Source organism: Vibrio sp. 10N.247.310.98 (genome assembly GCF_041467395.1).
Taxonomy (GTDB): domain Bacteria; phylum Pseudomonadota; class Gammaproteobacteria; order Enterobacterales; family Vibrionaceae; genus Vibrio; species Vibrio crassostreae_C.
Window position 1 is genome coordinate 13,695 of sequence record NZ_JBFSUL010000051.1, and the last position, 24,315, is coordinate 38,009.

A 24,315-nucleotide genomic window follows, 5' to 3' on the forward strand; every position below is an offset into this window, starting at 1 on the left:
GTTAGTCCTTACTACCTTTGTCATTCTTATGTGCAAACATCTCCGCGATACCCGCTACAGAACCCATAAGGCCAGTTGCTTCGAGTGGTAGCATGATGATCTTGCCGTTTTCAGCTTGGCCTATAGATTTCAATGCGTCGGTGTAACCTTGTGCAATGAAGTAATTGACCGCTTGCATGTCACCTTGAGCAATTGCCGTTGATACCATTTCTGTCGCTTTAGCTTCTGCTTCTGCGGCACGCTCACGGGCTTCTGCTTGCAATATTGCCGCTTGCTTCTCACCTTCTGCTTTCAGGATCTCTGATTGCTTGTGGCCTTCTGCTTTCAAGATCTCAGCTTGTCGTACACCTTCTGCTTCTAAGATATCAGCACGTTTATTACGCTCGGCTTTCATCTGGGCATTCATCGCAGCAGTAAGGTCTGCTGGTGGCTGTACGTCTTTAATTTCGATACGGGTGACTTTTACGCCCCAAGGGTTTGTCGCTTCATCAACGATGTTCAGTAGCTTGGTATTGATCATGTCACGCTGACTCAGCATCTCATCCAGTTCCATCGAGCCAAGCACAGTACGGATATTGGTGAGGGTTAAGTTACGGATCGCATGTTCAAGGTCATTCACTTCATAAGCTGCCTTAGGCGCGTCGATAACTTGAACAAAACAAACCGCATCGATAACCACATTTGCATTATCTTTGGAGATGACTTCTTGTGCTGGGATGTCGAGAACACGCTCCATCATGCTGATGCGCTGTCCAACTTTATCAATAAATGGAATGATTAAGTTAAGACCCGGTTTAAGGGTGTGTGTGTATCGCCCGAAGCGTTCAACGGTCCAGTTGTTGCCTTGTGGAACGGTTTTTACGCCAGCGAAGATAAATAACAGTGCGACGGCAGTAAAGACGCCGATAGTAATCAAGGTATCAATAGGCATACAAAATCCTTTGCAAGTTTGAGTTTTTGATAGTTCAGTATTGATACTGGCTCATATTTAAATTCTGAGCAAATTTATAAACGAGAAATGGGCCATAAAATATTGATTTTATGGCCCATTTTACATTCTATTATGCGATAAACTAATTGATTGAATTGTCAATTTTCGATGTTTAATCTACGGCTTTTTAGGTTTAACTAGTAAAGCAGAGAGTACAGTTGTCGACGGTACTTACTGGCAACTGGGTTACCTTGTCCAAGCGCACTCAAGATGTCCATGAACTCTTTCTTCATGTCACCATCGAGAGCATTAAGATCTTTGGCTAGGAAAGACCATAATAGATCCATAGCTTCTTCACTGCGGTTCACTTGGTGATATTGCAATGCTAATTCAGATGCTGTTTTAGCGTCGCTCGGATTTTGCTGAAGAGCGGCTTCTAATGCTTGTATTTCAGGGCTGTCTGCTGCTTGTTTATGAAGTTCAAGCTTTGCAACTAAGCCTTTGTAGTAGTTGTCTTGGTACTCAAGAGGGATAGTTGCTAGCTGAGTTTCAGCAAGGTCAAATTGTTGTGTTTCTAACAAACACTCTGCGATCGCCAGTTTTACTTCACCTTTATTCGTCAGCTCTGCTGGAAGTTGCTGCATTGCTGCTAGTGCCTGTGTGTGCTCGCCAGCTTGCATTTGCTCAAGAGCCTGACGCAAAGCAAGTTCATCTTGGCTAGGAAGGTGTTTGCTGAGCATATCGACAATAGCTTCTATGCCTTGAGGGCCACCGAGCCCATCGACTGGCTGACCATTAACAAACAGTGCAATAGTGGGCAGTGCTTGAACACCAAACTGGCTAGCAATAGCTTGCTCTTGTTCGCAATTGAGCAGGGCTAAGGTGAAGGCACCGTTGTATTGCTGAGTTAAAGTTTGCAGTTCAGGAATGACTTGGGCGCTCTCTTGGCTCATTGGTGCCCAAAAATGGATGAGTACAGGGGTCTGCATCGAACCTTCTAATACTTGACGAAAGTTCTGCTCATTAAGTTCAACAATATGCGGAGATTGCATTTACGTTCCTTGAGGTTTGTTTTGTGGATACGTTGCAAATATGGGGGGGTTAGTCGGTAACTTCAAGATCTAACTCGGTTATCTCGGATAAAAAGAACCAAAAATAGAAAAACGCTATGCTTCGATGTTGATAGAGTTGTTATCTCAACATGGAAGGCATAGCGTTATCATCGAGGTAGTCAGTGAGGCGTTGCGTGAGATACTCAAAACAGTATAAACAGCGTAATTGCCAGACCCACACCTACCCAATTAAGGCGGTTTAAAGTCATGAGATTTCCAGAGTAGAACCATCAATTGGGAATAACTGATGGGATAGGATAATCATGACATCTTATTGTTACGGAAAAATTACATCGTTACATTAAAGTTTGCGACTCTGCATTCAAAGTTAGTAATTTATGCAGCTTTTCTCAAAATAGGGTCTAGCAAGCGACTCGGTAGAATCCTTTTCAATACCGCGAACACTTTAGTCGGGGTCGTAACTCGGTATCTTAGCTTGGGTTTGTCGGCGGTGAGAGCATGGAATACCGGCTCAATACAACTTTCTGGAGGCAGGACAAAAGCGTTATTCGATGATTCTTTTTCGAGTCGATCTTTTTGTTGTTGGTAAGCGTCTTGGTGGGCGCTGCCAGAAATGTTGATCCATTTATTGAACGCTTTCAAGGCATTGGTTCTAAATTGACTCTCAATTGGCCCTGGTTGCAGTAATGAGATCTGTATACCGCTGCCATGCAGTTCTAATCGTAAGGTATCTGTCCAACCCTCAATCGCGAATTTAGAAGCATTATAAGCACCACGATACTTCATGGCTGCAAAACCTAATACGGAACTGTTTTGTACGATTCGACCTTCGCCACGCTCGCGCATGTGCGGAAGGATCTGACAGACGAGATGATGCCAACCAAAGAAGTTGGTTTCGAATTGTTCTCTGAGTCCTTGGGTCGGTAAGTCTTCTAGCGCACCTGCTTGACCGTAAGCACCGTTATTGAATAATCCATACAATCCATTAGGTGCGAGATCAATAGCAAGCTTGGCGCCATGCTCAATACTTTCTTGGTTGGAAAGATCTAATTGAATACAGGTGAGGCCTTCATCTTGAAGGCGTTGAACATCTTGTGGATCACGACAAGATGCAATGACATGAAAACCACGCTTTTGAAGTGCATGAGCACATGTATAGCCAATACCTGTTGAGCAACCGGTAATCAGAATCGACTTGTTCACACTTAATCCTTTATTAGAGTCTCTATCGCTCTAGGGTAAAGAATTAGTCTTGATGTTGTAACAAGTTTTTTAGTGCTGGCTCGATTCTTGAGTAACTAAAGATGAATCCCATCTCAGTGAGTTTCTTCGGCTTGGAGCGAATGCTGTCAAATAGCAAACAAGATGATTCCCCCATGAGAATCGACATTGCCCATTTCGGCGTGAATAAGAAATGCGGTCGGCCTAATTGTTTCGCTAACGTGCTGCTGAACAGTTTGTTGGTCACAGGGTGAGGGGCACACATATTGAATTCCCCTTGAGCGTGAGGGATAGACAACAAGTGATTGATGGCTCTAACCATATCGAGAATGTGAATCCATGGCATGTACTGCTCACCTGAACCTATTGGACCACCGACGCCGAGTTTATAAGGCAATAGCATCTTCTTGAGTGCGCCGCCATTCTCGCCAAGTACAACCCCTGTTCGCAGTAGTATCACGCGTGTGCTTTCTGATTGTGCTCGCTTGGCTATCTCTTCCCAGTGGGCACAGACTTTATGAGGAAAGCTTTCATCTTCTACTTGCAGTGACTCGTCAAACGGGTGCTGCTGTTGATCGCCATAGTAGCCGACGGCTGAACCGCTAATAAAAGCGTGTGGCGGGTTGCTACTGGCATGAATTAGTTCGACCAGCTTTTCAGTGATGTGCCAGCGACTGTTACAGATCCTCTCTTTTTGCTCTGTACTCCAACGCTTATCGGCAATCGGTTCACCCGCGAGGTTGACCACCACATCAAAGTCATTGAGATCACTGAGCTCATCAAGGGATCGAATGTAATGAAGGTTGTTCTGGTTGAGGTGATTTAGGTTTTGCTTGGCATTTTCAGGACTCCGCGTCAGCAATGTCACGTCGTCAGTGTTCCAACTCTTGACCAATTCAGAGCCAATAAATCCAGTACCACCCGTTAACAATATCTTCATACCAATCTCCCTATTAAACATAATTATAGACATGGCTTGTTTTTAGTCGCCAATCAATACGAAAAAATCACTATAACGATCATAAGGTTTCAATCGTGTGATGCCCAAATTACGCCTTTTTCAATTTACAAAGGAGTGAAATTAAATTCATCAAGTCAGGATGTGTACCGTTATCACACTTATGCACTTTACTTGGATATGTTACCAACTGCGTAATATTTGTCACATAAGCAATGATAAGGATTTGCCATGATTATTATTAATTCATAACCAGCGACAAGGAATTGCGATGACGGCGGTGCTTGCTTTGTTTCGATCCATGTTAGGTAGCCTGAGGGATCTATTGCCAATCGTGGCGGTAATCGCTTTCTTCCAGCTTGCTGTCTTACAAGAGCCACTTCCTCATCTTTTATCTATTCTGACTGGCTTAGTGCTCGTCGTTTTTGGACTCACTTTCTTTATCTTTGGCCTTGAAATGGGGTTGTTTCCAATTGGCGAATCGATGGCTCAAGCATTTGCCAGAAAGGGGAGTGTGTTCTGGTTATTGATCTTCGCTTTTTGTTTGGGTTTTGGTACCACCATAGCCGAGCCAGCGTTAACCGCAGTCGCTGCCGAAGCCGCAGAAGTGGCAGCTGAGGGAGGTGTAATCCCCAATACGTTAGATGAAATGGAGCAGTATGCCAATGGCCTGCGCTTTACTGTGGCACTGTCAGTCGGTATCGCTATTTTACTCGGTGTGCTGAGAATCTTAAAAGGTTGGCCAATCCAGTACATGATCATCGGTGGATATATTGGAGTGGTCGTGCTCACTGCATTTGCTCCGGAAAGCATCATTGGAATTGCGTATGACTCTGGTGGAGTAACGACATCGACGATCACCGTCCCATTAGTAACTGCGTTAGGGGTGGGTTTAGCCTCGGCAATTAAAGGGCGTAATCCGATGATAGATGGTTTTGGGTTGATCGCGTTTGCTTCGTTGCTGCCGATGATGTTTGTCATGGTGTACGGGATGGTGGTGACATGATCAGTGTTCAACAATTTATCGACACCTTTCTCGGCACTGTGATGGATGTGATCCCGATTGCGATCATCATCTTCGGTTTTCAGTTGGCGGTATTACGAAAGCCAGTCAATAACCTAGCCAAAGTGCTGATCGGTTTCTTCTACGTCATTCTTGGCTTATCACTCTTTTTGATGGGATTGGAGCTCGCGTTATTCCCTCTAGGGGAGACGATGGCAATGCAACTCACCGAGCCAAGTTTTTTGACTGAGTTTAAGATCAGTTCTGGTCTTGCTTTGGCTTGGTTTGATTATTACTGGGTCTATCTTTTCGCGTTTTGTATTGGTTTCAGCACCACGATAGCCGAGCCCTCTTTGATTGCTGTAGCGATTAAGGCGAACCAAGTTTCCGGTGGCAGTATCAGCGTCAATGGGCTGAGGATCGCCGTGGCATTGGGCGTTGCTATCGGTATCTCACTGGGCAGCTACCGTATCGTTGCGGGTGACCCGATCCACTACTACATCATTTTTGGTTATGTCGTCGTGGTCATTCAAACCTTTTACGCCCCAAAACTCATTATTCCATTGGCCTACGATTCGGGTGGCGTCACTACATCAACGGTGACAGTCCCTTTAGTGACGGCGCTCGGGCTTGGACTTGCTTCAACCGTACCAGGAAGAAATCCTGTCATTGATGGCTTTGGATTGATCGCCTTTGCCAGCTTATTTCCCATCATTTCAGTGATGGGCTATGCCCAAATAACACAATGGTTAAACCGTTTACACACCTCTAAGGAGAGCAAAGATGCGCTTTAAACTTATCTTAGCGTTTGTAGAAGAGAGCAAGACCGACACTGTGCTCGATGCCGCGCGTGATGCGGGCGCGACTGGAGCAACGGTGATTAACAACGCCAGAGGGCAAGGCTTAAACCAAAAAACCACCTTCTTTGGCCTAACGCTAGAGGTACAAAAAGATGTGTTGCTGTTTGTGGTTGAGGAACACTTAGCGAGGCATATTCTTGAAACTATTGGCGAAGTCGGTGAGTTTGACCAGGAGTCAGGACAAGGTATAGCGGTGCAGATCGATATCGAAGACGCAGTCGGGGTTGCGCATCAAGTCGAGACGTTAACAAAGGTTGTGGAGGATGAGCTATGAGTACCAGTGAAAAGATCCGAGTAGGCGATGTCATGGCCAATACGTATGTGATTATCGATGGGCTAACCACGGTGTTAGAAGCGATAGAGATGGCTAAAAAGCACAAAGTGAAGGCAATCATTGTCGATAAACGCCACGAAGATGACGAATACGGCATCGTATTGATGAATGACATTGCCAAGAAAGTACTGGCTAAGAACCGATCTCCAAAGCGAACCAATGTTTATGAGATCATGACCAAGCCAGCGCTAAGCGTGTCTGCTGAGATGAACGTAAAGTATTGCGCTCGCCTGTTTGAACGCTTTGGTATCAGTCGTGCGCCAGTAGTTCGTGATAACAAGATAGTCGGTATGGTTAGTTACAATAATATCGTGATCAACGGTATGGCGAGAGATGACGTGTAGCATTTAGATACGTACAATAGGCTCATAAATTTTATGGAGAAGTACGTGTGAAATTATTTTTTGCTTCAGACCTACACGGTTCGCTGCCAGCAACAGAAAAGGTATTAGAACTCTACCAAGCGTCTGGTGCGCAATATTTAGTTCTATTGGGTGACATTCTGAATCATGGACCAAGAAACCCGATCCCAGAAGGGTATAACCCGCCGGCGGTTGCAGATAAGTTGAATGCGTTTTCTCAAGAGATCATTGCTGTTCGTGGTAACTGCGATAGCGAAGTGGATCAGATGTTGTTGTCTTTTCCAATGATGATGGATTACTCGTGGGTGCTATTAGAATCAGGCCAGCGTATCTTCCTAACGCATGGCCATTTGTACAACACCAATAAACGCCCTGCGTTGAAGGCGGGCGATATCATTGCACACGGTCATACCCATATTCCTGTCGCCGAATACCAATATGACATCTTTATCTTTAACCCTAGCTCGGTGACATTCCCACGAGAGGGACACGCGGCAAGCTATGGCATCTATGAAAACAATACCTTCAAAGTCATTAGCCTTGAAGGTGATGTTCTCGTGAGTGGTCAGCTTTAAATCATTGGATCGGCTGTGAAAGGCTTATTTTGAGTCCACGTGGCCGAGATCTCTGTCTGGAGCAATGATGTTTCGTACTCTTTGCTTCAGAACTTTCGCCTCTGGAAAGCCGTCATCTGCTTTTCTTTCCCAAATCTGCACACCATTACAAAAGATTTCGAACCTGCCTCCTGTGTCTGGGTGTAAGCTCACTTGTTCAATTTCTTCGCTGAAGGTATGCAGTAGCTCTTGGCATAACCAACTAGAGCGAAGCATCCAATTGCATTGACGGCAATAGTGTATCGCGATTGTGGCTTTTGTTGCTGTCTCTTTCGCTGGCGCCAGATTAGGTTGTTCCGTTTTCATGGTTAATCCTTAAAATGCTACATCCGTAATTTGATACCAACGGCTAACAAAAAAGGGGCTTCATGCCCCTTTTTTCTATTGGTTTACCGTTTCATGGTATTCAGCTATTCATAAACAGTAAATAGCGATCCAATCTTAGTTTGAAAACAATACGGTAGAACCATGATTTAAGCTAGTCAGTAGCAGTGCCTTCGGGTTAACAATATCTATGCGGCGGCTTTGCTCTGCGTCCATCTTAATGACTTGAGTGATCAGCTCTAGCTGTTCTTCTGAAAAGTCTTGGCGCTGAGCCGAGGTCACATCTTTAAACTCCGTTGGCGAAATCAGTAAGTAGTTATCGTTAATATCCCACTGACCCGTTTCAGAGATGTTGATGACATTCGCAGGCTCAGTTTGATTACCGTAAAGTCTAACCACTGACATTCTTAAATATGTACCATTTGGTAGGTATTTCGCATTCGATGATAGTTCAACTCTACGAAGTGGGCCTATTGAGTCAGCTTGCTTGTTATCGCTAATCAGCGTCACCATTCTCGACTGCCATTCATGCTGAGTGAGCAAGCGCTCTACTTTTGCATTGCTGCTCCAATATAGCCAACCACTCAAAAATGCCGATAGAACCAGTAAGATAATCGATACTTTTAATTTCATGTTACTTACCACCGTTACAAATGTCGTTTACATCCGACTGGTTTGCGTAAATTCTTAGGGTTACATTTTCGCTCGAGTAATCTTGCGGGTGAATGTAATTGAGGGCAAGGTTATTGGTTTGTCCTCCTGTAGCGATCACTTTAGCCGGCTTTAACACACCAGTGTGACTCGTGTTGTAACTTAATACACACTTTTCTATTGCTGGCAGCCAACTGCTGAGGTCTGGGTGGTTAACCGGTGATTGAACCTTTACACCATCCACTTCAGTCAAAACCGTGAACTCGGACTCCACCGGGGTAGTAAACGTTAAAACGAGAATCGGCATGATGAAAGCGGCAAGCAGTAACCAAAATGTTAACCATTTATTGGTGCTTTTAGCCGGAGCTACAACAGGAGCGGTTGCTGGTTCTACTGCCACTTTAGTTTGTTGAACTTTTGTAATTGGCTCAGGTTCAAATGTGTCAGTGATTGCTTGTTCAGTCGCTGCAGGCGTTGCAAACGTTAGGATAGGTTCAACGTCATTTTCTGCAATTTCAGCGGCTACTGGCTGATCATTTGATGACAGTGGCGCAGAGCGCTCAACGGTCGCAATAAATTGGTAACCGCGCTTCGGTACTGTCTTTACGAATTCAGGAGATTTAGTCGAGTCTTTGAGCATCTTTCTCAGAGTCGATACGGCTTGCGTTAAGCTTGAGTCATCCACCTCAAAGCCTTGGTCTCGCCAAACATACTCATGCAATTCATTACGAGTGATAACTTCATTAGGCCTTTCTGACAGCATCAAGAGAATGCGGCTTTCATTGCTACCAAGACGTACGACTTCACCGTCGCTCATTTGATCGACAAGTGAATTGCTGTTTGGGTCGAATACGAACCGTTGTGCGAGAATAAACTTTGTGCCGATATTACTCATTGAATTCTTCTATTTTGGATTGTTTTGGGGGGCGAAATAGACAAATCTCAGGTGAAGTTCCGTTAATTCTTCACCAAATCATGGCTTATTTTATGTTCTTTTATATTTATCAGGCTCAAGGATAATAAAAACAGATAAAAAAAACAGTGTTTTTATGATTTTTGACCTTGAATTTACATTTGTCATCCTCATGTTAATGAACAGAAGAGTGGCATCAAGTGTTACGCCCCTATGATTATTCAACATAAAGTATAGATGTTTTGGAGTAAAAATGAGCGAAACGGCAACGCAAAATAAAGAGACTCGTGGCTTTCAATCTGAAGTAAAACAACTACTTCATCTAATGATTCACTCACTGTATTCAAATAAAGAAATCTTTCTACGTGAGCTGATCTCTAACGCATCTGACGCGGCTGATAAGCTTCGTTTTCAAGCTCTATCGAACGGTGACCTTTACCAAGGTGATGCAGATCTAGGTGTAAAACTTTCTTTCAACGCGGAAGCAAACACGTTAACCATTTCTGATAACGGTATCGGTATGAGCCGCGACAACGTTATTGAGCATTTAGGTACGATTGCTAAGTCAGGCACTGCAGATTTTTTCTCAAAGCTGTCTGAAGACCAAAGCAAAGACTCTCAACTGATTGGTCAATTTGGTGTGGGTTTCTATTCTGCATTCATCGTCGCAGACGCGGTAACGGTTCGCACACGTGCAGCTGGCCTGCCGAACAATGAAGCTGTTCAGTGGCACTCTGCAGGTGAAGGCGATTACACAATCGAAGACATCACTAAAGAGTCTCGTGGTACTGACATCGTTCTGCACATGCGTGAAGACGGTAAAGAGTTCTTAAATGAGTGGCGTCTGCGTGAAGTGATTGGTAAATATTCTGACCACATCGGCATTCCTGTTTCTATCTTCACAGCAGTGAAAGATGACGAAGGTAAAGACACCGAAGAGAAACATTGGGAACAGATCAACAAGGCGCAAGCACTTTGGACTCGTAACAAGTCTGATATCGAGAAAGAAGAGTACCAAGAGTTTTACAAACACGTATCTCACGACTTTGCTGATCCACTAACCTGGAGCCACAACAAGGTTGAAGGTAAGAACGATTACACAAGCCTGCTTTACATCCCAGCGAAAGCACCTTGGGACATGATGAACCGTGACCACAAGAGTGGCTTGAAACTTTACGTGCAGCGTGTATTCATCATGGATGACGCAGAGCAGTTCATGCCATCTTACATGCGTTTCGTTCGTGGCTTGATTGACTCAAACGATCTGCCATTAAACGTGTCTCGTGAAATCCTGCAAGACAACAAGGTAACTCAGTCTCTTCGTGGCGCATGTACCAAGCGTGTACTGACTATGCTTGAGCGCATGGCGAAGAATGACAATGATAAGTACCTAGAGTTTTGGAAAGAGTTCGGCCTAGTATTGAAAGAAGGCCCGGCTGAAGATATGGCGAACAAAGAGAAGATCGCTGGTCTACTTCGTTTCTCGTCAACGGAAGTGGATTCTGCTGAACAAACCATCAGCCTAGAATCTTACGTTGAGCGCATGAAAGAAGGCCAAGATAAGATTTACTACCTGACAGCAGATAGCTACGCTGCCGCTAAGAACAGCCCACACTTGGAGCAGTTCAAAGCTAAAGGTATTGAAGTGGTTCTAATGTACGATCGTATTGATGAGTACGTAATGAACTACCTGACTGACTTCGACGGTAAACAGTTCCAATCGATCACTAAAGCAGGCTTAGACCTAAGCAAGTTTGAAGGTGAAGAAGAGAAAGAGAAGCAAAAAGAGACAGAAGAAGAGTTCAAATCTGTTGTAGAGCGCACTCAATCTTACCTAGGTGGTCGTGTTAAAGAAGTTCGTACGACCTTCAAGCTAGCAACAACACCTGCGGTTGTTGTGACTGACGACTTCGAAATGGGCACGCAAATGGCGAAGCTTCTTGAAGCTGCGGGTCAAGCGGCACCGGAAGTGAAGTACATCTTCGAGATTAACCCTGAGCACGCACTGGTTAAACAGATGGCTGACGAAGCAGACGAGCAAGCGTTTGGTCGTTGGGTTGAGTTGCTACTTGGTCAAGCGATGCTGGCTGAAAAGGGCTCAATTGAAGATCCGTCACAATTCTTGGGTGCAATCAACGAGCTACTAACAAAGCGTTAGTCTTTCGACTTTAGGTTAAGCCAACAATTACAATAAAAAGCTCGCAAATGCGGGCTTTTTTTTATGAACGTCGTTGAAAATTGACCTAACGTGGTCAACGTCACCGTTATCGTCAAAACAAATGTTGTCGATGCATTCTTTAGTCGTAAATTCAGCCAAATTGAATATTAATGTGATAGAATGCTCGACCTAATCAGCTGGGGCTAAGAAGCAACTATCTCCAGTTGTATGATTTTTAAACGTTATACCGAAACTTACCGTTTTGCTTCTGTTCACAGTTTTGCTTAGCCTCAATGGTTACTTAACGCTTTCTGTTCATCCTAAAAATGAGCAAGAATGGAGGGATAGTGAGCTTCGGTATAAATCATAATTTTATAAGAGGATTAAACATGCGCATCATTCTTCTAGGTGCTCCTGGCGCGGGTAAAGGTACTCAAGCTAACTTCATCATGAACAAATTTGGTATCCCTCAAATTTCAACTGGTGACATGCTACGTGCTGCTATCAAAGCGGGTACTGAGCTTGGTAAGCAAGCAAAATCAGTAATCGACGCTGGTCAGCTAGTTTCTGATGAAATTATCCTTGGTCTTATCAAAGAGCGTATCGCTCAAGATGACTGTGAGAAAGGTTTCCTACTAGACGGTTTCCCACGCACAATCCCACAAGCTGATGGCCTAAAAGAAATGGGCATCGCTGTTGATTACGTTGTTGAATTTGACGTAGCTGACGATGTGATTGTTGAGCGTATGGCTGGTCGTCGTGCTCACCTTCCTTCTGGTCGTACATACCACACTGTGTACAATCCGCCTAAAGAAGAAGGTAAAGATGACGTAACGGGTGAAGACCTAGTGGTACGTGATGACGACAAAGAAGAAACAGTTCGTGCACGTCTAGGTGTATACCACGATCAAACAGCTCCGCTAATCTCTTACTACGGTAAAGAAGCTGAAGCAGGTAACACTCAGTACCTTAAGTTTGACGGTACTAAGCAAGTTGCTGAAGTTAGTGCAGAACTTGAGAAAGCACTAGCATAATTGGCTAACAGCCAGTTTTAGAATTTGATATATTGGAAGCGACCTTAAGGGTCGCTTTTTTTGTTTCAATTTTTAGTACGATACCAATCTATATAACTTGATTGCACATGATTCAGAACGGTTCAGACCCGACGGCAGTGGCTAGCAATTGAGAGTGGATTTTGTGTATCTCATATGAAGAATGATTATTCAGACTTTCATTGAGGCGCAATGATCTTAAACTTATGCAGATTAGTATATTACTTTCCAGAAAATCACATATTGGTCTCAGGTATCTATGGAAAATAATAAAAAGCAGGGCGTTTTACTGGTGAACTTAGGAACGCCAGATGCGGCGACCCCCGCTGGCGTTCGTCGATTTTTGAGTGAATTCTTACACGACAAGCGAGTTGTAAACCTAACGCGTTGGCTTTGGTGTCCTATATTACATGGCGTGATTTTACCGATTCGCTCGCCTAAAGTTGCTAAGCTGTATCAGTCTGTCTGGATGGATGAGGGCTCACCACTGCTTGTGTACTCTCAAAGACAAGCTGAAAAGCTCCAGAAAAAACTAGAGATGCCTGTTGCACTGGGTATGACCTACGGCAACCCAAGCCTAAAGACTGGTGTTGAGCAACTGATGGAGCAGGGCGTTGAGGACATCATCGTACTGCCTTTATATCCGCAGTACTCTGGCACAACCACAGCGGCGGTTTCTGATGGTTTGACCAAAGCCTTTAAGCAGATGCCAGTTATCCCGAGCTATCGCTTTATTCGCGACTACTACGCGCACCCAAGCTATGCAAAAGCATTGGCTGAAAGCGTCCGCAGTCATTGGGATAAAAATGGCAGAGCCGATCATTTAGTGTGTTCTTTCCACGGTATTCCGAAGCGACTGGCTGATGAAGGCGATATCTACCCTCAGCATTGTGAAGCGACAACAAAGCTGCTTGCGGCAGAGTTAGGTTTGTTAGCGGACGATATCACCATGACATACCAATCGCGATTTGGTCGAGAAGAGTGGTTGAAGCCATACACTGACGAGACACTTGAGTCACTGCCGAGTAAAGGCATCAAGAAGATCGACATCATGGCACCTGCCTTTTCGGTTGACTGTTTGGAAACGTTGGAAGAGATTTCAGACCAGTGTAAAGAGACGTTCATCGAAGCTGGTGGCTCAGACTTTAGCTACATTATGTGTCTGAACGACAGAGACTCACACATCGACATGATGGCTGAACTAGTGGCGCTTCATCGCTAACTGATATGGCGATTGAATAGATAACAAAAGGGCTGCTCATTGAGCAGCCCTTTTTGATCTTGATGTTTCTTCTTGAAATCGATCTAGCTATTAAGCGACCGAAGTTTCTGCTTTTGGTTCTGCTTCAAGCGTCATGTTGGTTTCTACACCATGCATCCATGATACAAGCTTACCAGCACAAAGCAGCAGTAATATGGCACTCACCGTTGCTGTGATAGCAATACCACTGAAGATTGACATAGCACCAAGCTCACCAACGTGAGAACCGACCAGGCCTGCCACGTAGTTTGCCACCGCATTGAAGCCAAACCATGCACCCATCATCAATGATGCTAGGCGAAGCGGAGCTAACTTAGTGACCAACGACAGGCCAATAGGCGATAGACAAAGCTCACCAAGGGTATGGAAGAAGAAAGCACCGACTAGCCATAGCATTGATGTTTTCACGGTTAGGTCACCGCCTTGCTCCATTACCGCGCCCATCATGCACACAAAGCCCAGTGCTAAGAAGAACAATGCCATTGCAAACTTAACAGGAGAGTTGGGTTCACGCTTACCCAGTTTCACCCAGAACGCAGCAATGATTGGAGCAAGTGTAATGATGAAGAATGGGTTCAAAGATTGGAACCACGCAGCAGGAACTTCAAAGCCACCAATCATACGGTCAGTATATTGTTGAGTGTAGATGTTCATTAGGCCGCCAGCTTGTTCAAAGCCCGCCCAGAAAACAATCACGAACAGACCCATGATAAGAATCACTTTTAGTCTGTCGAACTCTTCTTTGGTCAGTGGCGCTTTTTCTTTAGATTTGTTTAGTGCTTTCGCTCTTGCAGCAGCAGGTACAGAACCGATGTTGCCCAACCAAGACTGAGCCATTGTCACTTGCATGATCAAGCTAATAACCATACCAATACCAGCGGCTAGGAAACCTGCTTTCCAACCGAATGAATCGACAGCAGCACCTGAAATTAAGCCACCAAGCAGCGCACCTAAGTTGATGCCCATGTAGAAAATGGTGAAAGCACCGTCACGGCGGTTATCGCCTTCTTGGTACAGATCGCCAACCATGGTTGAGATGTTCGGCTTAAACATACCGTTACCACTGATTAGCAGTGCTAAACCAAGGTACAGCGCGTTCACTTGGTCTAAACCGATGAAGCCGTTAGGTAGAGCCATTGTAAATTGGCCAAGTGCCATCAATACACCGCCAATCATAATTGATTTACGCTGACCTAGGTAGTTATCGGCAATCCAGCCACCAATTAATGGTGTGATGTAGACTAAGCCGGTGTAAATACCGTAGAGATCGAGTGCGTCTTTCGTTGACCAACCCAGTCCACCGTTGAGGGTAGTGTCAGTCAAAAATAAGACAAGGATGGCACGCATCGCATAGTAAGAGAAACGTTCCCATAGCTCTGTGCTAAAAAGTAGAAATAGGCCTCTAGGGTGGCCAAAGATGTTGTGGTTGCTTGGCATAAGTTTTACTAATTTTAGGTATTAAAAGATTTTATAGTCATTCATGTATACACAGTGGGATAAAAGTCTGCAATAGACTTATTTTATGGTCACGACAACTCGGTTTAACTAAGATGTTGATATTAAATATCTTTATTTTTAATGTTGCCCATTTTAGATGTGCTGCAAACTAATTTTCCAGATTTGAGTTGGTTGGTTAATAACCTTCATTAAAGTTGTGTTGAATTAAAATCTTTAGATATATTGCTCTGGTGTATCATTTTGAGTTTTAAGGGAGTGGCATGCGCATTAGGTGGGGCATACATATGCTTACAACAATGAGTCTTTTGATCTCTAAATGATCTCTGTACAATGCTTAACCACTCCGACACCTATAACTTTTTGTTGATAAATTGGTCTGCTACGCATTATTTTTCGTTAGCAACGATTCATTTTATTAATGGTGATTTAACCGTTTTAGGCATGTGGTAAAATATCTAAAAATATAAAATGGCTAGTCAAATGAAACGTTGGTATTTGCTTTACTGTAAGCGTGGTGATCAAAAACGCGCTCAGCAGCACTTAGAGAATCAGGGGGTAGAGTGCTTTTACCCTCAAATAGAAGTCGAAAAGGTGGTGAGAGGGAAAGAAAAGCAGGTCAAAGAACCGCTGTTTCCGTCTTACATCTTTGTTCGCTTCGACTATGAGCAAGGTCCTAGCTTCACGACCGTTCGTTCAACACGTGGCGTTGTGGACTTTATTAAGTTCGGTTCACTGCCGCACGAGGTCCAAGGAGACTTGGTGTTTGAACTTAAAGAGTTTGAGAAGTGCTGCAGTAACGAAGTGGAAGATTGTTGTGTTGAGTTTGAATCTGGACAGGTAGTTAAGATTCAGAGTGGCCAATTTGCTGGGGTTGAAGCTATTTTCGATCAGAAAGACGGTGAGGCTCGATCGATTATGCTGGTGAAAATGATCAGCCAAGTCGTTCCAATCAGTATTGAGAACGAAGCACTACAAGCTCGCGCATAACTGCAGTAATACAAATAGGCTTAAAACAAAAGGCGCATAATGCGCCTTTTTTAGTCTTTAGGATTTGTTCAAAACGCTCTAAGCGTTGTAAGCATCGTTGTGAACGGCTTGTACTGCACGGCCTGATGGGTCGACACAGTTTTTGAATGACTCATCCCACTCAATCGCTTTCGCTGATGAACAAGCAACTGAAGGACCACCAGGTACACACTCTGCCGCAGATTCTAGAGGGAATAGCTCCTCAAAGATTTCACGGTAAGCATAACCTTCTTTGGTTGTTGGCGTGTTGTAAGGGAAACGGAACTTAGCAGCTTCCATTTGTTGATCCGTTACTTTTGCTTCAGCCGTTGCTTTCAATGTATCAATCCAATCGTAGCCAACACCATCAGAGAACTGCTCTTTTTGACGCCATGCGATTGAATCTGGTAGGTAGTCTTCAAAACACTCACGCAGGATGTGTTTCTCCATCTTACCGTTACCGCACATCTTATCTTCAGGGTTCAGACGCATTGCGACATCGATGAACTCTTTATCCAAGAATGGTACACGGCCTTCAACACCCCATGCCGCTAGCGATTTGTTTGCACGAGCACAGTCGAACATGCTTAGAGCAAGCAGTTTACGTACTGTCTCTTCGTGGAACTCTTTCGCGTTTGGCGCTTTATGGAAGTACAGGTAACCACCAAAGATTTCATCAGCACCTTCACCTGAAAGTACCATCTTGATGCCCATCGCTTTGATCTTACGAGCCAGCAAGTACATTGGCGTTGATGCACGAATCGTCGTTACATCGTAAGTTTCGATATGGTAGATAACGTCACGGATTGCGTCTAGGCCTTCCTGAATAGTGTAAGTCATCTCATGGTGCACAGTTCCGATCTTGTCCGCAACTTCACGAGCAGCGATAAGGTCTGGTGCGCCTTCAAGACCAACAGCGAACGAGTGCAGTTGTGGCCACCAAGCTTCAGATTGCTCATCATCTTCGATACGCATTGCCGCAAAGCGTTTTGCAACTGCTGAAGTAATTGATGAATCCAGGCCACCAGATAGAAGTACACCGTAAGGAACGTCAGTCATTAGTTGACGTTTAACGGCTGCTTCTAGCGCTTCAGTCAGTTCTTCTTTGCTTGTGCTGTTGCCTTGTACCGCAGCGTACTCGTTCCAATCGCGGATGTAGTAGCGTTGAGGTTCAGCATCTTTCGAAGAGTAGAAGCTACCTGGAGGGAATTCACTGATCGTCTTACATACTTCAACCAATGCTTTCATCTCTGAAGCCACGTAGTAGTTGCCGTGCTCATCGTAACCTTGGTAAAGCGGGATGATACCAATATGGTCGCGGCCCACTAGGTACTCGTCTTTCTCTTCGTCGTATAAAACGAATGCGAAAATACCGTTAAGCTCTTCTAGAAGGTCTGCACCCATCTCTTGGTATAGCGCTAGGATAACTTCACAGTCAGAATCAGTCTGGAACTGGTACTTATCTTCATAGCGTGCACGAAGTTCTTTGTGGTTATAAATTTCACCGTTTACTGCAAGAATGTGCTTTTTGTCTTGACTGTATAGTGGTTGAGCACCACTGTTCAAGCCAACAATAGCAAGACGTTCATGAGCAAGGATTGCTTTTTCACCAGCATAGATACCAGACCAGTCTGGACCACGGTGACGAAGCTTCTTAGACATTTCTAAAGCAATAGGGCGAAGTGCTGCGGCATCACTTTTAATGTCGAGAATGCCAAATACTGAACACATAGAACTTCCTTTTAAATAATTTCCAAATCAACTGCATTCAATTTGCCATTCTGGCTAAAAAAAGCAACCGGATGTGAGCAAAAAAATAATATAAAGGGTTTTCTGTTAGAAATTATCTAATTTTTATGTGCTTTTGGTGTGTGATGTTTAATTGCGGTTGGTTTTTTAAACAAAAACCTCTCAAAAGTGCGAAAAATAGGCAGTTTTGAGAGGTTTAGTTGAACACTGTCTAATACTAGATTTTATTGATATTTGGATTTAACTGTTCGCAAACGTGGCGAGCAAAACCACTACCAGCCTCGCTGTAAATGTTAAATGCCGCATCAACGCCATTCTCTTTCAGTGTTTCGAGTTGATCGGGATATTCAGCAATAGCCGCAATTTGGCCTTTAAAGTTACGTGACTTTAATTGTTCTAAAGCGGTTTGATTACCTTGGTGGTGAGGCATGGCTAAGATAACCAGCTTTACATTCGCTGTATCTAAGATGCGCTCCCAGAAATCTGGGTCAGTCGCGTCGCCAGAAATCACGTTTCTGCCTTGGCTTCTGTGGTTGTGCACGGCTTCTTCACGCACTTCTACACCTAGGCTGACCTTGCCATAGCGAGTACGTAATTCGTCATAAGCACCGGTACCAATTCGGCCCATACCTAGAATAAGCACTTGGGCACGACCAGGGTCAATTCGCTTATCACGTCGGTGAAGCTTTTCTGACGCATGCTCTTTTAGCCATTTACCTGACTGCTGATAAAGCTTATGACCAGCTCGGTTTAAAGGAGCAGCGATTAGAAAAGACAGTGAAACTGCAATGGCAACGGCAACTAAGATATCACCCGACATCCAACCCATCTTGAAGGCGAGACCACCAACGATGAGGCCAAACTCGCTATAGTTAAACAGTGATAGCGAGGCAAGTAGAGACGTTCGAACACGGAACTTGAAGCGGTTGAGTACCAAGAAGTAGAGAACACCTTTCACTGGCAGCATCAGCAAGAACAAGATTGCGAGCATAAAGCCTTGAATGGTTGGTTGCTCTGACAGACCAATATTCAAGAAGAAACAGACAAGGAAAAGTTCTTTAAGGTTAAACAGCGACTTTGATAATTCTGAGGCTTTTGGGTGACCAGCAAGTAACATACCTAGAACAAGAGCCCCCAAATCTGGTTTCACACCAACCAAATGGAATAAACCAGCACCGACGACTAATGCGAAGAAGATGCCGGAAAGAACCAGCATCTCACCGTGACCAACCCAATCGAGCACTTTGTAGAACAGTGGGCGTAATAAGGGTAGGGCAAACAGAGCAATTGCATACCACTCAGGTATTTTGCCCGTAGAAGCCGTTAAGAATACTACGGCGAAGATATCCTGCATGACCAATATACCAATCGCTAACGTTCCGTAGGTCGCATTCATTTCGCCTTTCTCTTGCAGAGTCTTAACCGCAAATACAGTACTAGAGAATGAAAGAGCAAAACCGAGCAGAACGATCTGTTCTACCGACATGGCAGCTAGCGATGAAATACCTAAGAACTTAAAGCCAAACAGGGCGACGGCGAAAAACAGAGTGGACAAAAGGTTGTGGATTGTCGCGCCAGCCCAGATCTCTTTAGAGAGTAGGGTTTTGATATCGAGCTTTAAGCCGATAGTAAATAGAAGCAGCGTGACACCAAGGTCAGCTAAAGTAATGATGGTGTCATTGGTTTCAAAGCCAAAGGCAAAAAGCCCAAAGCCTGCAACCAAAAAACCAACTAATGGGGGAAGGTGACACTTTAAAGCAATAAATCCTGCGATAAACGCAGTGGATATTAATATAAGTTCCATAACTTGTTGTTGTAGTTCCCTAGCTTAAAAAAACGGGCCGTGTTTATACAAACACGGCCCGCGGAAAATCAGAATTGTTTTCTCTAGTCTTCGAGAAGCTTCTGCAGTAACACGCCGTTAAGCATGGCGCGCTTAATCATAGCAAAAGCTCCCATCGTAGGATGTTTATCGATCTGTGATGCTACAATAGGCAGGCCGCTATGGAAAGTCGTTAACGACTGATTCTCTACATTGCGCTTAATTGCAGGAAAAACAATCTCTTGTGCCTTGGTAATATCACCAGCAATGATAACTTTTTGAGGGTTAAATAAGTTAATCGTCATCGCGATAGCCTTACCTAACTGGTTTCCTACTCGAACTAAGCTTTGCTTGGCTAGCTCATCACCATTAATCGCGTGGTCACAAACGTCTTGAATCGTAATATGCTCAAGCTCTGTTAAAGAAGACTCATAGCCTTGTTTAATCAGCTTCTGCACGCGTTCAACGATAGCTGGGTTTGCCGCTACTGTTTCAAGACAGCCGAAGTTACCACATTGGCATTGCTCGCCTAGCGGATCAATTTGGATATGACCAATTTCACCCACATTACGGTTATGACCTAGGAAAACCTGACCATTAACGATAATACCTGCACCTGTACCACGGTGAACACTGACCAAAATAGAATCTTGGCTATCTTTACTTGCACCGAAGTAGTGCTCAGCAAGCGCCATTCCACGAACATCGTTACCAACAAAACAAGCAACATGGAATGTATCGCGAATAATGTCGCTTAATGCGAGGTTATCGATGTCGGTATTCGGCATGTACTCAACAACACCGGTCGTTGGGTTAACCAAGCCTGGAAGCGTGACACCAATAGCAATCAGTTGATCGATCTTTGGTTGATGCTCAGCAATGAAAGCTTTGAGGTTATTGACCAAGCCTTGGGTAAGGTCTGATTGGTCTGAATAATTCAGGTCTTGCTGTTGGAAAGCCAATTCACGACCACCAAGGTCATGCAGGCTTATTTGAATGTAGTCTCGACCCAAACGCACAGCAACAGAATGAAAAGGCTCTACTTCTGTGGTTAGGGAGATAGCGCGTCTACCGCCAGTAGACGCTTGCTGCGCAACCTCTTTAATTAGGCCGCGCTCTAAAAGTTGGCGGGTAATTTTTGTAACACTTGCCGGTGCGAGTTGGCTTACATCAGCCACTTGTATACGACTGATAGGCCCCTGTTGGTCTATAAGTCGGTATACCGCCGCACTGTTTAGTTGTTTAACTAAGTCTACGTTACCTATTTGTCCGCCATTCATACTTAATTGTGCTCGTATTGTCCGTTAACAACAGTCGCTTTAACGTTAAAGTCTCGGTCAAATACAGCTAGGTTTGCAACCATGCCTTTTTTGATTCGACCTAGCTTGCTTTCTACACCGATAGCCGTAGCTGGGTATAGCGTAGCCATGCGAAGAGCTTCGTCTAAAGCGATACCAGCGTGCTCAACTGTATTCTGAACTGCTTCAATCATAGTCAGAGCTGAGCCGCCCAGTGTGCCGTTTTCATCAACACACTTACCATCACGGTAATATACTTTCTTACCGACAAAAATAAAGTATTCCATGTCAGCACCTGCAGGAGCTGTGGCATCCGTCACTAATACCAACTTTTCTCCCTTGATTTTATGCGCAATTCTGATGTTTGCGTAATCAACGTGGAAGCCGTCGGCAATAATGCCAGCGTAAACCTCAGGAGTATCGTAAATCGCGCCAACAACGCCAGGCTCACGACCAACCATCGGCGTCATTGCATTGAACAGGTGAGTGGCGAACGTGATACCAGATTCGAAACCTTGACGCGCTTCTGCGTAAGTTGCGTTGGTGTGGCCGATAGAAACGACAACGCCAGCTTTGTGCAGGCGTTCGATGTGTTCAGGGTCGTTAAGCTCTGGAGCCAATGTTACTTTTGCAACAAGGTCACGGTTCTCACAGATAAGCTCAATCATTTCGTTGTCAGATTTACGAATGTGATCGACGCTATGGATGCCTTTTTTCACAACGTTTAGGTAAGGGCCTTCAAGGTGCAGACCTAAAGATTGGTTTTGGTACTGGTTATGGTATTCACGAGCTGCCGTAATAACCGCACGCATATCTTCGTCTGAAGAGGTGATAAGCGTTGGTAGGAAGCTAGTACAGCCAGATTTCAGGTTTGCTTTGTGCATGATCTGCATGGTTTCTGCAGTGATCTCATCGTTAAGCATTACACCGCCACAACCATTCAGTTGTAGGTCAATGAAACCTGGGCTTAGGTTTGCTCCGTCTAGGTCGCGAAGCTCGATTCCTTCTGGCAATTCAGAGATAGGACAGACTTTTTTGATCAGTTCGTTTTCGATTACAACAGCATGATCGGTTAGAACATCACTACCAGTGTAAATTTTACAGTTACTTAGCGCGTACATAGTCAGCTAATCCTTATTTCGTGAGATCTTTTAAATTCGTTCGTTACCTAAATGCGGACTTAGTTTGCGAGCATCATTTACGTAACGATTTATCTTTTATGGGCAAACGGCTTCAAAATGAGAAGCGATTTAAGTTGTTGAAAAACATATGAACAATTGATTTTTATTATACATTTAGGTCCATCAATAATGATTATTCACGGTGCTCTATAAGCCCGGAGTTACCATCTTTTTGCCTAATGATTAGATTTGGATTTTATCCATAAATGTTCATTTTTTTGAATGATAAAATAAGTTTTATGATCTCGCTAGCAAAAACCTCTGGATTTGGTAAAAACTGGTGATTAGGATCACAAATGGTAAGGTTTTAATTTGCGGAGCAAAATTAATTGAATACACTGAATAGGACTAAATTGAGCGACTAAAATAAGTTTCTCAAACGAATTCTAAAAAATCCTATAGGGGGAAACAACTGGTGAATATTCTAGGATATGCGCAGAAGCTTGGTAAGGCGTTAATGCTACCAATCGCAACGCTTCCGATTGCGGCATTGCTGCTACGTCTGGGTCAACCAGACTTACTCGATATCGCATTCATGGCATCTGCTGGTAACGCAATCTTCAGTCAACTACCATTATTGTTTGGTTTGGGTATAGCTATTGGTCTTTCTAAAGACGGTAACGGCGCAGCAGGTCTTGCTGGTGCAGTTGCTTACTTTGTTCTGACAGCAACCGCAACAAACATCGATGCTAGTGTAAATATGTCATTCTTCGGCGGTATCTTTGCAGGTATCATCGCAGGTCACTCTTACAATGCATTCCACGCGACTCGTCTTCCAGAGTGGCTAGCATTCTTCTCTGGCAAACGTCTAGTTCCTATTATGGCTGGTCTATTTGCTCTAGTTGCTGGCGCAATCTTTGGTGTTGTATGGCCTGCTGTTCAATCTGGTCTAGATGCACTTGCTCACGCAGTTTCAACGTCTGGCGCTATCGGTCAATTTGTTTACGGTACTCTTAACCGTGCACTTATCCCAGTAGGTCTACACCATGTACTGAACTCGTACTTCTGGTTCGGTATGGGCTCTTGTCAAGAGATCGTAGTTGTTGCAGAAGGCTTCTCTCAACTTTGTGTTGACCCTGCACTAGCTAAAACTTTAGTTGTTGGTCAAGAGTACACATTTGAATTTGCTAACTCAGTTAACCCAGAAATTGTTGCAACTGTTAAAGAAGTAACTGAAACAGTTAAATCTGGCGACCTACACCGTTTCTTCGGCGGCGATAAAGGCGCTGGCGTATTCATGAACGGTTTCTTCCCAGTAATGATGTTCGGTCTACCAGGTGCTGCACTTGCAATGTACCTAGCTGCTCCTGCTGAAAAACGTAGCCAAGTTGGTGGCGCACTATTCTCAGTTGCATTCTGTTCATTCCTAACAGGTATCACAGAGCCGCTAGAATTCATGTTCGTATTCCTAGCTCCTGCTCTATACGCAATGCACGCTGTATTTACAGGTTTGTCTCTAGTAGTTGCTAACATGTTTGGTACTCTGCACGGTTTCGGTTTCTCTGCTGGTCTTATCGACTTCGTATTGAACTGGGGTCTAGCAACTAAACCATTCGTACTACTACTAATCGGTCTTGGCTTCGGTGCTCTATACTTCTTCACTTTCTCTTTCGCAATCCGCGCTTTCAACTTGAAATCGCCAGGTCGTGAAGATGATGACGAAGCTGTTGCAGCTCCTGCTGGCGAAGCACCAAAGGGCGACCTTGCACGTCAATACCTGAAAGCTCTAGGTGGTCACGACAACCTAACTTCAATCGACGCTTGTATCACTCGTCTACGTCTAACTCTTAAAGACCGCTCTGTTGCAGATGAAGTTGTTCTTAAGAAACTTGGTGCTAAAGGTGTGGTTAAACTAGGTGAAAACAACCTACAGGTTATCCTAGGCCCACTAGCTGAAATCGTAGCTGGCGAAATGAAAGCTATTGGTGCAGGCGAAGACCTATCTGATGTAAAACTTCCACAGTAAGGGAAGTACTTAATTAAGACGTAAAGTTACTCTTAAGTAAGTGTCAAATTGAAAGCCTCCCACATGGGCTGTCTCTTATACACAAATCCCTAAGCCACGCTTGGGGATTTTTTTTGAACTA

At 44.3% G+C, this 24,315-nt stretch carries 22 protein-coding genes; 10 read left to right on the forward strand and 12 right to left on the reverse strand.

What is annotated here, in order from left to right; genetic code table 11:
• Position 1 precedes the first annotated feature (1 nt).
• The 4 genes from AB6E78_RS17540 to AB6E78_RS17555 form a co-directional block, all read right to left on the reverse strand.
• Complete coding sequence (locus tag AB6E78_RS17540; RefSeq protein ID WP_017063395.1) at positions 2 to 931, reverse strand: SPFH domain-containing protein; 930 nt, start codon at positions 929 to 931, stop codon at positions 2 to 4.
• Positions 932 to 1,128: 197 nt separating this feature from the next.
• Entirely contained in the window at positions 1,129 to 1,983 is an 855-nt protein-coding gene (locus AB6E78_RS17545; protein WP_372134009.1) for a co-chaperone YbbN, read from the reverse strand.
• A 396-nt stretch (positions 1,984 to 2,379) separates the two neighbouring features.
• The gene (locus AB6E78_RS17550; RefSeq protein ID WP_372134008.1) at positions 2,380 to 3,207 is read right to left on the reverse strand and encodes an SDR family oxidoreductase; all 828 of its coding nucleotides are present in this window, start codon (positions 3,205 to 3,207) and stop codon (positions 2,380 to 2,382) included.
• Between the two features lie 43 nt (positions 3,208 to 3,250).
• Positions 3,251 to 4,165 carry a TIGR01777 family oxidoreductase gene (locus AB6E78_RS17555; RefSeq protein ID WP_372051544.1) on the reverse strand — a complete coding sequence of 305 codons (915 nt, stop codon included), beginning with the start codon at positions 4,163 to 4,165 and terminating at the stop codon, positions 3,251 to 3,253.
• A gap of 289 nt (positions 4,166 to 4,454) precedes the next feature.
• On the opposite strand from AB6E78_RS17555, the gene AB6E78_RS17560 reads away from it, so the two are divergent.
• Genes AB6E78_RS17560 through yfcE form a run of 5 tightly spaced genes read left to right on the forward strand, consistent with a single transcriptional unit; the run spans position 4,455 to position 7,317 of the window.
• Complete coding sequence (locus AB6E78_RS17560) at positions 4,455 to 5,189, forward strand: DUF1538 domain-containing protein (RefSeq protein WP_017068997.1); 735 nt, start codon at positions 4,455 to 4,457, stop codon at positions 5,187 to 5,189.
• Entirely contained in the window at positions 5,186 to 5,980 is a 795-nt protein-coding gene (locus AB6E78_RS17565) for a DUF1538 domain-containing protein (protein ID WP_017062208.1), read from the forward strand. Before AB6E78_RS17560 ends, AB6E78_RS17565 begins: the two co-directional genes overlap by 4 nt.
• On the forward strand, positions 5,970 to 6,320 hold the full coding sequence (locus AB6E78_RS17570; RefSeq protein WP_017062207.1) for a P-II family nitrogen regulator: 351 nt from the start codon (positions 5,970 to 5,972) through the stop codon (positions 6,318 to 6,320). Before AB6E78_RS17565 ends, AB6E78_RS17570 begins: the two co-directional genes overlap by 11 nt.
• Positions 6,317 to 6,724: a CBS domain-containing protein gene (locus AB6E78_RS17575; RefSeq protein ID WP_017062206.1), complete on the forward strand. Its 408-nt coding sequence runs from the start codon at positions 6,317 to 6,319 to the stop codon at positions 6,722 to 6,724. The genes AB6E78_RS17570 and AB6E78_RS17575 overlap by 4 nt, the downstream gene beginning before the upstream one ends.
• A gap of 47 nt (positions 6,725 to 6,771) precedes the next feature.
• Positions 6,772 to 7,317, forward strand: coding sequence for a phosphodiesterase (yfcE, locus tag AB6E78_RS17580; protein WP_372134007.1), 546 nt, complete (start codon positions 6,772 to 6,774; stop codon positions 7,315 to 7,317).
• 24 nt (positions 7,318 to 7,341) lie between these two features.
• Here yfcE and AB6E78_RS17585 read toward each other — a convergent pair whose 3' ends face one another.
• From AB6E78_RS17585 to AB6E78_RS17595, 3 genes are all read right to left on the reverse strand, one after another.
• Entirely contained in the window at positions 7,342 to 7,662 is a 321-nt protein-coding gene (locus AB6E78_RS17585) for a SelT/SelW/SelH family protein (protein ID WP_017062204.1), read from the reverse strand.
• A gap of 135 nt (positions 7,663 to 7,797) precedes the next feature.
• Positions 7,798 to 8,313 (reverse strand): regulatory protein ToxS, encoded by a 516-nt coding sequence (locus AB6E78_RS17590; protein WP_102393250.1) that lies wholly within the window; start codon positions 8,311 to 8,313, stop codon positions 7,798 to 7,800.
• A 1-nt stretch (position 8,314) separates the two neighbouring features.
• Positions 8,315 to 9,226, reverse strand: coding sequence for a transcriptional regulator (locus tag AB6E78_RS17595; protein ID WP_372134006.1), 912 nt, complete (start codon positions 9,224 to 9,226; stop codon positions 8,315 to 8,317).
• 271 nt (positions 9,227 to 9,497) lie between these two features.
• Between AB6E78_RS17595 and htpG the strand changes: the two genes are divergently transcribed.
• The 3 genes from htpG (at position 9,498) to hemH (ending at position 13,676) form a co-directional block, all read left to right on the forward strand.
• The gene (gene htpG / locus AB6E78_RS17600) at positions 9,498 to 11,402 is read left to right on the forward strand and encodes a molecular chaperone HtpG (RefSeq protein ID WP_372134005.1); all 1,905 of its coding nucleotides are present in this window, start codon (positions 9,498 to 9,500) and stop codon (positions 11,400 to 11,402) included.
• A 389-nt stretch (positions 11,403 to 11,791) separates the two neighbouring features.
• Entirely contained in the window at positions 11,792 to 12,436 is a 645-nt protein-coding gene (gene adk / locus AB6E78_RS17605) for an adenylate kinase (protein WP_017062200.1), read from the forward strand.
• A gap of 277 nt (positions 12,437 to 12,713) precedes the next feature.
• Entirely contained in the window at positions 12,714 to 13,676 is a 963-nt protein-coding gene (gene hemH, locus AB6E78_RS17610; protein ID WP_372130452.1) for a ferrochelatase, read from the forward strand.
• A gap of 90 nt (positions 13,677 to 13,766) precedes the next feature.
• Here the strand turns inward: hemH and AB6E78_RS17615 are convergent, their stop codons facing one another.
• Complete coding sequence (locus tag AB6E78_RS17615) at positions 13,767 to 15,152, reverse strand: peptide MFS transporter (RefSeq protein ID WP_102393253.1); 1,386 nt, start codon at positions 15,150 to 15,152, stop codon at positions 13,767 to 13,769.
• Between the two features lie 501 nt (positions 15,153 to 15,653).
• Between AB6E78_RS17615 and rfaH the strand changes: the two genes are divergently transcribed.
• Entirely contained in the window at positions 15,654 to 16,160 is a 507-nt protein-coding gene (gene rfaH, locus AB6E78_RS17620; RefSeq protein ID WP_017068990.1) for a transcription/translation regulatory transformer protein RfaH, read from the forward strand.
• 78 nt (positions 16,161 to 16,238) lie between these two features.
• On the opposite strand, the gene asnB is transcribed toward rfaH, so the two are convergent.
• The 4 genes from asnB to nagA all read right to left on the reverse strand — a co-directional run bounded on the left by asnB (position 16,239) and on the right by nagA (position 22,168).
• Positions 16,239 to 17,909: an asparagine synthase B gene (gene asnB, locus AB6E78_RS17625; RefSeq protein WP_017062196.1), complete on the reverse strand. Its 1,671-nt coding sequence runs from the start codon at positions 17,907 to 17,909 to the stop codon at positions 16,239 to 16,241.
• 235 nt (positions 17,910 to 18,144) lie between these two features.
• The gene (locus AB6E78_RS17630; protein ID WP_372134004.1) at positions 18,145 to 19,731 is read right to left on the reverse strand and encodes a cation:proton antiporter; all 1,587 of its coding nucleotides are present in this window, start codon (positions 19,729 to 19,731) and stop codon (positions 18,145 to 18,147) included.
• A gap of 83 nt (positions 19,732 to 19,814) precedes the next feature.
• Positions 19,815 to 21,029 (reverse strand): ROK family protein, encoded by a 1,215-nt coding sequence (locus AB6E78_RS17635; protein ID WP_017062194.1) that lies wholly within the window; start codon positions 21,027 to 21,029, stop codon positions 19,815 to 19,817.
• A gap of 2 nt (positions 21,030 to 21,031) precedes the next feature.
• Positions 21,032 to 22,168, reverse strand: a complete 1,137-nt coding sequence (gene nagA / locus AB6E78_RS17640) for an N-acetylglucosamine-6-phosphate deacetylase (RefSeq protein WP_137001203.1) — start codon at positions 22,166 to 22,168, stop codon at positions 21,032 to 21,034.
• Positions 22,169 to 22,643: 475 nt separating this feature from the next.
• Here nagA and nagE point away from each other — a divergent pair, with 475 nt between their 5' ends.
• Positions 22,644 to 24,194, forward strand: coding sequence for an N-acetylglucosamine-specific PTS transporter subunit IIBC (gene nagE, locus AB6E78_RS17645; RefSeq protein WP_372110541.1), 1,551 nt, complete (start codon positions 22,644 to 22,646; stop codon positions 24,192 to 24,194).
• Positions 24,195 to 24,315 lie beyond the last annotated feature (121 nt).

Coding starts and splice junctions, on each gene's coding strand:
- AB6E78_RS17540 (WP_017063395.1), bottom strand. CDS start 931: ATGCCTATTGATACCTTGATTACTATCGGCGTCTTTACTGCCGTCGCA.
- AB6E78_RS17545 (WP_372134009.1), bottom strand. CDS start 1,983: ATGCAATCTCCGCATATTGTTGAACTTAATGAGCAGAACTTTCGTCAA.
- AB6E78_RS17555 (WP_372051544.1), bottom strand. CDS start 4,165: ATGAAGATATTGTTAACGGGTGGTACTGGATTTATTGGCTCTGAATTG.
- AB6E78_RS17560 (WP_017068997.1), top strand. CDS start 4,455: ATGACGGCGGTGCTTGCTTTGTTTCGATCCATGTTAGGTAGCCTGAGG.
- AB6E78_RS17565 (WP_017062208.1), top strand. CDS start 5,186: ATGATCAGTGTTCAACAATTTATCGACACCTTTCTCGGCACTGTGATG.
- AB6E78_RS17570 (WP_017062207.1), top strand. CDS start 5,970: ATGCGCTTTAAACTTATCTTAGCGTTTGTAGAAGAGAGCAAGACCGAC.
- AB6E78_RS17575 (WP_017062206.1), top strand. CDS start 6,317: ATGAGTACCAGTGAAAAGATCCGAGTAGGCGATGTCATGGCCAATACG.
- AB6E78_RS17585 (WP_017062204.1), bottom strand. CDS start 7,662: ATGAAAACGGAACAACCTAATCTGGCGCCAGCGAAAGAGACAGCAACA.
- AB6E78_RS17590 (WP_102393250.1), bottom strand. CDS start 8,313: ATGAAATTAAAAGTATCGATTATCTTACTGGTTCTATCGGCATTTTTG.
- AB6E78_RS17595 (WP_372134006.1), bottom strand. CDS start 9,226: ATGAGTAATATCGGCACAAAGTTTATTCTCGCACAACGGTTCGTATTC.
- htpG (WP_372134005.1), top strand. CDS start 9,498: ATGAGCGAAACGGCAACGCAAAATAAAGAGACTCGTGGCTTTCAATCT.
- adk (WP_017062200.1), top strand. CDS start 11,792: ATGCGCATCATTCTTCTAGGTGCTCCTGGCGCGGGTAAAGGTACTCAA.
- hemH (WP_372130452.1), top strand. CDS start 12,714: ATGGAAAATAATAAAAAGCAGGGCGTTTTACTGGTGAACTTAGGAACG.
- AB6E78_RS17615 (WP_102393253.1), bottom strand. CDS start 15,152: ATGCCAAGCAACCACAACATCTTTGGCCACCCTAGAGGCCTATTTCTA.
- rfaH (WP_017068990.1), top strand. CDS start 15,654: ATGAAACGTTGGTATTTGCTTTACTGTAAGCGTGGTGATCAAAAACGC.
- asnB (WP_017062196.1), bottom strand. CDS start 17,909: ATGTGTTCAGTATTTGGCATTCTCGACATTAAAAGTGATGCCGCAGCA.
- AB6E78_RS17630 (WP_372134004.1), bottom strand. CDS start 19,731: ATGGAACTTATATTAATATCCACTGCGTTTATCGCAGGATTTATTGCT.
- AB6E78_RS17635 (WP_017062194.1), bottom strand. CDS start 21,029: ATGAATGGCGGACAAATAGGTAACGTAGACTTAGTTAAACAACTAAAC.
- nagA (WP_137001203.1), bottom strand. CDS start 22,168: ATGTACGCGCTAAGTAACTGTAAAATTTACACTGGTAGTGATGTTCTA.